Origin of the sequence: Streptomyces nanshensis (genome assembly GCF_001751255.1) — a bacterium.
In the GTDB taxonomy this organism is placed as follows: domain Bacteria; phylum Actinomycetota; class Actinomycetes; order Streptomycetales; family Streptomycetaceae; genus Streptomyces; species Streptomyces nanshensis_A.
Genome location: NZ_LJGW01000713.1, coordinates 1 through 9,972 on the forward strand (window position 1 = coordinate 1; position 9,972 = coordinate 9,972).

Sequence of the window (9,972 nt, forward strand, 5' to 3'; positions counted from 1 at the left end):
GCCCGTCCCCTCAACTGGGGCGGGCCGCGGCGCTGTTGGTACGGGACCGGGTGCGGCGCGGACGAGACGGACGACGCGTACGGGCGGAACGGTCCGCCGCTCCGCCCCGAGTCCGCGTGCCGCCACTCTGAGGCCCGCGACCGCACTCGCAGGACTGAAACCCCGTCAGGCGCCCCGCAGAGGCGTCACAGGCGCTCTCAGCGGCTCGGCGGATGCTCCGTGCGCCGGTCCTGCACGCCTTGACGCTGCACCGCCCTGCGGGTACTTCTCGTATGGGGAGGTGGGGTAACCAATGGGGACAACTCTGCGCGGCCCACGGCGACATGAGACCCGGGCGCTCCTGCGGGCGCATCTGGCGGCCGCCACCCGCTACCGGCACGCGACCCGGCACTGCCCGATCTGCCACCGGCTGCTGCGCCTGGCGATGGAGCACTCCACGGACGGGCCCGGCGGCGCACGGGCCGACGGAGAGTGAAGGCACCCCGGCCGTACGCCCGGACGGTTCGGCACCCACGCCCGTCCCCCGCGTCCAACTCATCAACACCGGTTCCGCATAAGGCAGTTCGGTGAGGGGTGTGAAGCTGTCGGCATCCCGCTGACGAGCGTCGATCCACTACCTCACAGTGGCCCTGACTCACAAGTGGCAGCAGATGTGACGGGAGTCACCGATTCCGTTGTGGATGTGGGGGAACTTACACCCTTCTCACCAAGCGCCAATTTAATATGTGCAATTGCACTACGCACCCTGCGTCTCCACGGCACTCCCCATCCGACGTAGCCGGGCCCCAACTCCCCCTCGTGCCACGGCAGTCGAGAACGCGCGGCCACCCTCCGCGGCGCACCGCCGGCCGGCACGTCACCGCTCCCGACCTCGTACGTCCGGGCAACAAAAAGATCGCGCCGGACCCGGCGGAGTCCAGCGCGATCAACGATCAAGCGCCGTTGGGGACAGCGGCCTGATGTCTCTTGCCTCGGGCGTGGATTCGGAGTGAGGGCCCCGAATGCGCCCTGATATGCAGTTATTTCGCCTGATCAAACCTCACTGCGCTGCTGCGGGATGCCCGCGAGCAGTGCGCGCACCTCCGCCTCGCGGTAGCGGCGATGACCACCGAGCGTGCGGATCGACGTGAGTTTGCCTGCCTTTGCCCAGCGTGTGACCGTCTTCGGGTCCACGCGGAACATCGTGGCAACCTCAGCCGGGGTCAACAGCGGCTCGGCATCAGGGGTGCGAGCGGTCATGAGCGGCCTCCTCGGAGGAACCGAACCATACGGTTCTTTCCTTGAATTCTGCACCTTGGCCCGCGATGTCCGATATGGACGTACGCGAGCCGAGTCGGTTATAGGACGAACGGCTTGTCCTCGGCACTACAACTACACCATCTGTCCAGCCACGTCGGCCAAACCGATGGAATTGCCCTCTGAGGTGTTGAACCTCAACGGAAGCCGATGGACCGCCTCATAGCGGACAGTCACTCCGCTGTGACGAACAGTCACAGCGGGATCAAGCAGCACCAGCCCCACCAAGGTGGGCAATACCGATCTTTCTGACCATAGTTGGACGGATGGAGCCCCCGTCGAACTCCTTGTCCTATTTTGACACGAGGGACGGCTCTGAGAGCAAGGCCCCGGAAAGTGCTGTCCGTCACGCTTGAGGCTTTGGCCCCTTTCGGGACCTTGGTCCTGGAGGTCCGTGACGTGCGCAACCCCGTTGGCCCCCGTCCGCGTTCAGTTCACGAACACAACCACGAACGTGAACCTCACGGAGCGAACCCGCGTAGTCAGTTGGCGAACTGCAGTTCTCTCACAGCACGCCAGCGGTCCGTGAGCCGCTCGTAGGCGACGCCGGCCCGCTCCCCGTCCCCTTCGCGCAGTGCCGCGATGCCCTCCGCCACATCCGCCGCGGAGTCGTCGTCGGCAAGCTGATCTTCAGGGATCGCGTGCGCCAGACCGCCGTAGTCCAGTTCGACGAGGGACCGCGGATGGAACTCCTCCAGCCATCTGCCCACGTCGACCAGGCCGTCGACGAGCGGCCCCTCCTCCAACTCCTCGCGGAGCACCTTCAGACCACGGGCGAGACGGCGCCTCGCCTGGACCATCGGCGTGCGATAGCGAAGGACGAACTGCTGAACGCTCTCCTCACCCGTTCCAGGCTTCGCAAACTCTTTCTCTTCCGAAGAAAAAAGAACGAACCATCGCACGGGCACGTGCCACAGCGCCGTACGGATCCACGGGCGGGCGTCGGGATTGCGCGTCAGCCAGCGCTCGTAGTCGGCTGCGGCCTGGCGCCGTACGACGGGAGGCACCGCCGCGTCCAGCACCGTCTGCGGCATCGCGACCTCCTGCTCACCGGCCGCCTGGGACAGCGCCGCGAGCGCCTGCCAGCCCCGCAGCCGGGTCCGCCAGGGGCACACGCAGACCACGCCGTCCACCTCCGCGACGAAAGCGTCCGCGCTCTCGCGCACGGGCACCGCGACCGGCGGCACCGGCAGCAGATCCGCGAGCGACCGCCTCAACTCGTCCTGGGCGGTGGGCACTCGGTCCCGCTTGGCGTACCGCACCCAGTGCGCCCGCTCCGGTTCCGGGAAGGCGGCCAGTGGCTCGTACACCCGCAGATACGCCGCGTACGGGACGATGACGGACGCCTGCTGAGCCACGCGTTTCCTCCACGGTTCGCGAACAGGAGCTCCCGCGTGGTGCGGGAGCCCGGACCCGCCGCCCTGGCCTGGCGGGCCCGCAGGACAGTTGACTACCACCGATCGTGGCACCGCAACGATTCGGCCGCGCGCAGGTCGTACCCTGCTGTCGACCGGCCCTCCCCGCCGATCCGCGCCACAAGCCCGGAAGGCGACAAAGAGGGCGTACAACCGCGACATCAGGAGTCACCACCGTGGCTGACGTACGTCCCTCCCCACAGCACGCCGCGGCGCCCACCATCAGCGCCGACGGAGCCAGTGGCAACGGGATCCTGCGGACCCTCTTCCGGTCCGAGCTGGGCGGGCACGAGCAAGTCGTGCTGTGCCAGGACCGCGCCAGCGGCCTCAAGGCAGTCATCGCCCTCCACTCCACCGCCCTCGGCCCCGGCCTGGGCGGTACGAGGTTCCACCCCTACGCGGGGCACGAACAGCCCGAGGAGGCCGCGCTGCTGGACGCGCTGAACCTCGCTCGCGGAATGTCCTACAAGAACGCGATGGCGGGCCTCGCCCACGGCGGCGGCAAGGCCGTGATCATCGGCGATCCCGACAAGGTCAAGACCGAAGAACTCCTGCTCGCCTACGGACGTTTCGTGGCCTCGCTCGGTGGCCGTTACGTCACGGCGTGCGACGTCGGCACGTACGTCCAGGACATGGACGTGATCGCCCGCGAGTGCCCCTGGACCACCGGCCGTTCCCCCGAGCAGGGCGGCGCGGGCGACTCCTCGGTGCTCACCGCCTTCGGCGTCTTCCAGGGCATGCGCGCCAGCGCCCAGCACCTGTGGGGGTCGCCCACGCTCAGCGGCCGTACGGTCGGCGTCGCGGGCGTCGGCAAGGTCGGCCGCATCCTCGTGGACCACCTGCTCCAGGACGGCGCACGGGTGCTGGTGACGGACGTACGCCCCGACGCGGTCGAGCGGGTACGGGCGGAGCACCCCGAGGTCGAGGCCGTCGCCGACACCGCGGCGTTGGTGCGCGCCGAGGGCCTGGACGTCTACGCCCCCTGCGCCCTGGGCGGCGCCCTGGACGACGCGACGGTCCCGGTGCTGACCGCGAAGGCGGTCTGCGGAGCGGCCAACAACCAACTCGCGCACCCCGGCGTCGAGAAGGACCTCTCCGGCCGCGGCGTCCTCTACGCGCCGGACTATGTCGTCAACGCCGGCGGCGTGATCCAGGTCGCCGACGAGTTGCTCGGCTTCGACTTCGACCGTGCCAAAGCAAAGGCTGCAAAGATCTTCGACACCACGCTCTCGATCTTCGAGCGTGCGGCGACGGACGGAGTGCCTCCGGCCGCGGCGGCGGACCGTATCGCCGAGTCGCTGATGGCCGCCGGGCCCTCCGGCGGCGAGGTCTGAGCGACCGGAACGCCAGGGGCCGCCGGCGGAGACGTCACACGCCCGGTCCGCCGGGACCCTTGCCCCGGCCCCTCGGCGGGTCGACACTCGGACGCACGGTAAAATAAGAGCTGACCAGCGAAGAGAGAGCCACCGGCGACGTCTGCCGGCGGCCGTGTCGTGCGGGCGGCGTACCGTACGGCGTCGGAAGCAGGTACCGTTGAAGCCCTACGGGCCGGTCTCTCCTTCGAGGGTCCGCTCTGAATTGTGAACGCGTGTCAAGACTCTGGGGCCGTCGAGCCCCGTCGTTGAGGGGGTCGAGCCATGGGGCGCGGCCGGGCCAAGGCCAAGCAGACGAAGGTCGCCCGCCAGCTGAAGTACAACAGCGGTGGGACGGACCTGTCGCGCCTGGCCGAGGAGCTGGGCGCATCGACGTCGAACGAGCCGCCGAACGGCGACCGCTTCGAGGACGATGAGCGTGACGACGACCCGTACGCACAGTACGCGGACGTGTACAACGACGAGGAGGACGACGGGTCCTCCGATCCGGCGCGACGCCGCCGGAGCTGACGTCCACAGATCCCTGCCCGGTCCGGTTTCTGCCGGACCGGGTTCTGTGCTGTTCCGGGGCCTGTGGAGACGGGCCGTACCGCCGGAGCGGACACCGCGGCCGTTCCGTACGCCGCGTCAGCGCGCATAGTCGCCCGTCAGCGTCACGGCGTCGCCGCCCGGGGCCCGCTCGGTGATCTCCCCCGCGACCCATGCGTCCACGCCGCGTTCGGCGAGGGTCTCGATGACCTCGGACTCCGCGGACCGGGGCACGACCGCGACCATGCCGACGCCCATGTTCAGGGCGCTCTCCAGCTCCGGGCGGGAGACCTCGCCGGCCTGTCCGACGAGGTCGAAGACCGCTCCCGGCGTCCACGTACCGCGGTCCACGCGGGCGTGGAGCTCGGGCGGCACCACGCGGGCGAGGTTGCCGGCGAGGCCGCCGCCGGTGATGTGCGAGAAGGCGTGCACCTCGGTCGTACGGGTCAGGGCGAGGCAGTCCAGGGAGTAGATCCGCGTGGGCTCCAGCAGCTCTTCGCCCAGGGTGCGGCCCAGCTCCGGGACATGGCGTTCCAGGGCCCAGCCCGCGCGCTCGAAGAGCACGTGCCGCACCAGCGAATACCCGTTGGAGTGAAGGCCGGAGGACGCCATCGCGATCACCGCGTCCCCCGTACGGATACGGTCCGCGCCCAGCACCGCGTCCGCCTCGACGACGCCCGTGCCGGCGCCCGCGACGTCGTACTCGTCGGGACCCAGCAGGCCCGGGTGCTCGGCGGTCTCGCCGCCGACGAGCGCGCAGCCCGCCAGGACGCAGCCCTCGGCGATGCCCTTGACGATCTGGGCGACGCGTTCGGGGACGACCTTGCCGACGCAGATGTAGTCCGTCATGAAGAGCGGCTCGGCGCCGCAGACCACCAGGTCGTCGACGACCATCGCCACCAGGTCGTGGCCGATGCTGTCGTGCTGGTCCATGCGCTGGGCGACGGCGACCTTGGTGCCGACGCCGTCGGTGGCCGAGGCGAGCAGCGGGCGCTCGTACCGCTTGAGGACCGAGGCGTCGAAGAGGCCCGCGAAGCCGCCGAGCGTGCCCACCGACTCGGGGCGCTGGGCCTTCTTCACCCACTCCTTCATGAGCTGGACGGCGCGGTCGCCGGCCTCGATGTCCACGCCGGCGGCCGCGTAGGTGGCACCGGAAGATTCAGCAGGCTCGGCAGGCATGAAGGCGGCTCTCTCGGGTCGTCGGGGCGTGCGGACGGACGGCGGCGCGGGGGCGGGCGGTCATGCGCGGCCGGCTACGGGCGTCGCAGGGCGTCGTTGCCGCCGACTCCCGCGGTGAGGGTCCCCACGCCGTCGACGTCCGGTACGGAGGGCTGTTCGGTGCTGCGGTGCGTGCCGGGCTCGGCGCCGGGCGGAGGCTCGGGCTCGCGCAGATGCTTGCCGAGCAGTTCGGGGTCGGGCAGCGGCATCGGGTACTCGCCGTCGAAACAGGCGCGGCAGAGCTGGGACTTGGGGATCGTCGTCGCGTCCGTCATGCCGTCGATGGAGATGTACGCCAGGGAGTCGGCGCCCAGGGACTTGCCGATCTCCTCGACGGTGAGGCCGTTGGCGATCAGCTCCGCGCGGGTGGCGAAGTCGATGCCGAAGAAGCAGGGCCACTTGATGGGCGGCGAGGAGATCCGTACGTGGACCTCGGCAGCGCCGGCCTCGCGCAGCATGCGTACCAGGGCGCGCTGGGTGTTGCCGCGGACGATCGAGTCGTCCACGACGACGAGGCGCTTGCCGCTGATGACCTCACGCAGCGGGTTGAGCTTCAGACGGATGCCGAGCTGGCGGATGGTCTGGCTCGGCTGGATGAACGTACGGCCCACATAGCTGTTCTTGACCAGGCCGCTGCCGTACGGGATGCCGCTGGCCTCGGCGTAGCCGATCGCGGCGGGGGTGCCGGACTCCGGTGTCGCTATGACCAGATCGGCGTCGGCGGGTGCCTCGGCGGCGAGCTTGCGGCCCATCTCGACGCGGGAGAGGTAAACGTTCCGCCCCGCGATGTCGGTGTCCGGGCGGGCGAGATAGACGTACTCGAAGACACAGCCCTTGGGCTTCGCTTCCGCGAAGCGTGTGCTGCGCAAGCCGTCCTCGTCGACGGCGATCATTTCACCCGGTTCGATCTCGCGGATGAAGCTCGCGCCGACGATGTCCAGCGCGGAGGTCTCGCTCGCGACGACCCAGCCGCGCTCCAGCCGGCCGAGGACGAGGGGGCGCACGCCCTGGGCGTCGCGGGCGGCGTAGAGCGTGTGCTCGTCCATGAAGACGAACGAGAACGCGCCCTTGACCTGGGGCAGGACGACGGGCGCGGCCTGCTCGACGGTGAGCGGGGTGCCGTCCTCGTCCGTCTGGCCCGCGAGCAGTGCGGTCACCAGGTCGGTGTCGTTGGTGGCCGCGACCCTGGTGGCGCGGCTGCCGTTCCCGGGCGACAACTTCGCGACCAGGTCGGCCAGTTCGACGGTGTTGACCAGGTTGCCGTTGTGGCCGAGCGCGATCGAACCGTGCCCGGTGGCGCGGAAGGTCGGCTGGGCGTTCTCCCACACGGAGGCGCCGGTCGTCGAGTAGCGGGCGTGCCCGACGGCGATATGGCCGCGCAGGGAGCCGAGGGAGGTCTCGTCGAAGACCTGGGAGACCAGTCCCATGTCCTTGAAGACGAGGATCTGGGAACCGTTGCTGACTGCGATGCCCGCGGACTCCTGGCCGCGGTGCTGCAGCGCGTACAGACCGAAATACGTGAGCTTCGCGACCTCTTCCCCGGGGGCCCAGACGCCGAAGACGCCGCAGGCGTCCTGGGGACCCTTCTCGGCGGGGAGCAGATCGTGACTGAGTCGTCCGTCACCACGTGGCACGTCTTCGAGTCTAGGACAGGATGCGCGGGCCCTCCGAATCGGGGACACCTCAACCGAATCGGGTGACACGTCCGCTACCTGCGGTGACGGGGCCGTGCGGGGCGGTGGTGGCAGGGGCGGCGGCCGGGGCGCCGGTGGAATTTTGCGGGGTACGAATATTTGCGTGACGCGCAAAAATTATCTACGGTCGGGCCCATGAACGCAGGGGACGCCGGAGAGGACCGGGCGGGGAGCGGGAGCGGGCTGCGGGAGCGCAAGAAGCGGGAGACCCGCACGGCGCTGAGCTGGGCCGCCATCCGCCTCACCGTCGAGCGGGGGCTGGCGAACGTACGGACCGAGGACATCGCCGCGGAGGCCGGCGTCTCCCCCCGTACGTTCAACAACTACTTCTCCGGCAAGGCCGAGGCGGTCGCCGCCCGCCAGATCGAGCGCGGACGTCAGATCGCGGAGGAGCTGCGCGCACGCCCCGAGTCCGAGCCGCTGTGGGAGGCCGTCACGAACGCGGTCCTGGAGCGCTTCGCCCTCGGCCTGCCGACGGACGCGGGCAAGGCGCCGGACGAGCACTGGACGGCCGGGGTGCGGGTGATGCTCGGCGAACCGGCGCTCCAGGGCGAGTTCTTCAAGGCCGCGGGAGTGACGAAGGCCGAGCTCACGAGGGCGGTCGCCGAGCGTACGGGCACCGACGCCGGGCGGGAGATGTATCCGGAGCTGGTGGCCGCCGCGGTCACGGGCGCGGTGACGGTGGTCTCGGAGCGGTATGTCGCGGCCGATCCGCCGGTCCCGTTCGAGGAGTTGCTGCGCGACGCCTTCGGGCAGCTCGCGGCGGGACTGCCCGAACCCCGGCGGAAGAAGGGCCGCGGGAGCTCCGCGTAGGGCTCGGCGTACGGCACGGAACCAGACACAGGATGGGACAGAGGGGGAGCATGACTATCGAGGACGTGGACGTCGTCGTGGCGGGGGCCGGGCCGAACGGGCTGATGCTCGCATGCGAGTTGAGCCTCGCCGGAGTACGCCCCGTGGTGCTGGAACGGCTGCCGCAGCGCACCAGCGAGAACCGGGCCAACGGTCTGATCGGCCAGGTGACGCTGATGCTCGACCGGCGCGGGCTGCACGAGCGGCTCAGCGGGAGCGCCGGACTGCCGCAGACCAGGCCGGTGTTCGCGTTCGGCGCGATGCCGCTGGCGCTGCACAGGCTGGAGCGCAACCCCCTGCACGGGCTGGGGGTGCCGCAGTTGCGCATCGAGGAGGTCCTGGAGGAGCGCGCGCTCGAACTCGGCGTGGAGATCCGCCGTGGACACGAACTGGCGGGGCTCTCCCAGGACGAGGGCGGGGTGAGCGCCGACGTACGCGGTCCCGCTGGAACGTACGGGCTGCGCGCCCGCTTCCTGGTCGGGGCGGACGGCGGGCGCAGCGTCACGCGCAAGCTGGCCGGGATCGGCTTCCCGGGCGTGACCTCGGACGACGCCGTACACCGCTCCGGGCATGTGCGGCTGCCGGACTGGCTGTCCGACCCGGAGACGGGCGGTCTGAACGTCCCCGGTCACGGGCCCGTACCGCCGTTTCTGCACTACCGCACCGACCACGGGCTGTTCGTGTACGCGCCCTTCCCGGGCCGTCCGACGATGATCAGCGCGACGGAGTGGGGCGAGGACCGGAACGCGCGCGGCGACGAGCCGATGACGCTGGAGGAGCTGCAGGCGAGCGCGAGCCGTGTGCTCGGCGCCGAACTGCCCGTGGAACCGCCCGAGGGCGACGGGCCGCACATGCTGCGCCGCCTCGACAGCGGCAACACCCGGCTCGCCGAGCGGTACCGGTCGGGCCGCGTACTGCTCGTCGGCGACGCCGCCCACGTCCACTCCGCGATCGGCGCACCGGGGCTCAACCTGGGTCTCCAGGACACCGTGAATCTGGGCTGGAAGCTGGCCGCCGAGGTGCTCGGCACGGCGCCTCCGGGGCTGCTGGACAGCTACGAGGCGGAGCGGCGGCCCGTCGCCGAGCGGGTCGTGATGCACACACAGGCGCAGTCGGCGCTGATCGCTCCGGGCAGTGAAGTCACCGCGCTGCGCGCGCTGTTCATGGAGCTGCTGGAGGACCCGGCGAACATCCGGCGCATCGGGGAGCTGATGGCGGGCGCCGACATCCGCTACGACATGGGTCCTAAGACGGCGCATCCGCTCACCGGCGCGTGGGCACCCGACGTCGTCGTGGACGCCGGGGACGGGCCCGTACGCCTCGCCGAACTGACCAGGAGCGCACGGCCGTTGCTGCTGGATCTGAGCGAGGACGGGGACCTGGCCGATGAGGTACGGGCGTGGGGCGAGCGCGTGGAGACCGTTACGGCGCGGCCGGCGGGACCGCAGGACGGCGCCTCCGGCACGGTCGGCCGCAACGGCGACGGCGGCACCGACGGGAGCGCGCCGGTGACCGCCATGCTGCTGCGGCCCGACTGCCACCTCGCCTGGGCCTCGTCCTCCGCACGTCCCAGCGCGGACGAGCGCGCGGAGCTGC

Annotated in this window: 9 protein-coding genes; 5 read left to right on the forward strand and 4 right to left on the reverse strand. The window is 70.6% G+C overall.

Annotated features, from left to right (window positions below; all coding sequences use genetic code 11):
- Nucleotides 1–292 precede the first annotated feature (292 nt).
- Entirely contained in the window at nt 293–475 is a 183-nt protein-coding gene (locus AN218_RS32720; protein ID WP_070020653.1) for a DUF6274 family protein, read from the forward strand.
- Between the two features lie 557 nt (nt 476–1,032).
- Here the strand turns inward: AN218_RS32720 and bldC are convergent.
- Complete coding sequence (gene bldC, locus AN218_RS32725; protein WP_027749187.1) at nt 1,033–1,239, reverse strand: developmental transcriptional regulator BldC; 207 nt, start codon at nt 1,237–1,239, stop codon at nt 1,033–1,035.
- A gap of 539 nt (nt 1,240–1,778) precedes the next feature.
- Nucleotides 1,779–2,654: a DUF8083 family protein gene (locus AN218_RS32730; protein WP_070020654.1), complete on the reverse strand. Its 876-nt coding sequence runs from the start codon at nt 2,652–2,654 to the stop codon at nt 1,779–1,781.
- A 278-nt stretch (nt 2,655–2,932) separates the two neighbouring features.
- Between AN218_RS32730 and AN218_RS32735 the strand changes: the two genes are divergently transcribed.
- Nucleotides 2,933–4,045: a Leu/Phe/Val dehydrogenase gene (locus AN218_RS32735; protein ID WP_070020660.1), complete on the forward strand. Its 1,113-nt coding sequence runs from the start codon at nt 2,933–2,935 to the stop codon at nt 4,043–4,045.
- A gap of 303 nt (nt 4,046–4,348) precedes the next feature.
- Nucleotides 4,349–4,594 (forward strand): DUF3073 domain-containing protein, encoded by a 246-nt coding sequence (locus tag AN218_RS32740; protein ID WP_070020655.1) that lies wholly within the window; start codon nt 4,349–4,351, stop codon nt 4,592–4,594.
- A gap of 117 nt (nt 4,595–4,711) precedes the next feature.
- Here the strand turns inward: AN218_RS32740 and purM are convergent, their stop codons facing one another.
- Both purM and purF read right to left on the reverse strand, forming a co-directional pair.
- A complete protein-coding gene (purM, locus tag AN218_RS32745) occupies nt 4,712–5,791 on the reverse strand; it encodes a phosphoribosylformylglycinamidine cyclo-ligase (protein ID WP_070020656.1) in 1,080 nt (359 codons plus the stop codon).
- 74 nt (nt 5,792–5,865) lie between these two features.
- A complete protein-coding gene (gene purF, locus AN218_RS32750; protein WP_070020657.1) occupies nt 5,866–7,464 on the reverse strand; it encodes an amidophosphoribosyltransferase in 1,599 nt (532 codons plus the stop codon).
- Nucleotides 7,465–7,659: 195 nt separating this feature from the next.
- Here purF and AN218_RS32755 point away from each other — a divergent pair, with 195 nt between their 5' ends.
- A complete protein-coding gene (locus AN218_RS32755) occupies nt 7,660–8,337 on the forward strand; it encodes an acyl-CoA-like ligand-binding transcription factor (RefSeq protein ID WP_070020658.1) in 678 nt (225 codons plus the stop codon).
- 50 nt (nt 8,338–8,387) lie between these two features.
- Nucleotides 8,388–9,972, forward strand: a 1,585-nt coding sequence (locus AN218_RS32760) for an FAD-dependent monooxygenase (protein WP_070020659.1), incomplete at its 3' end; no start/stop codon positions are given.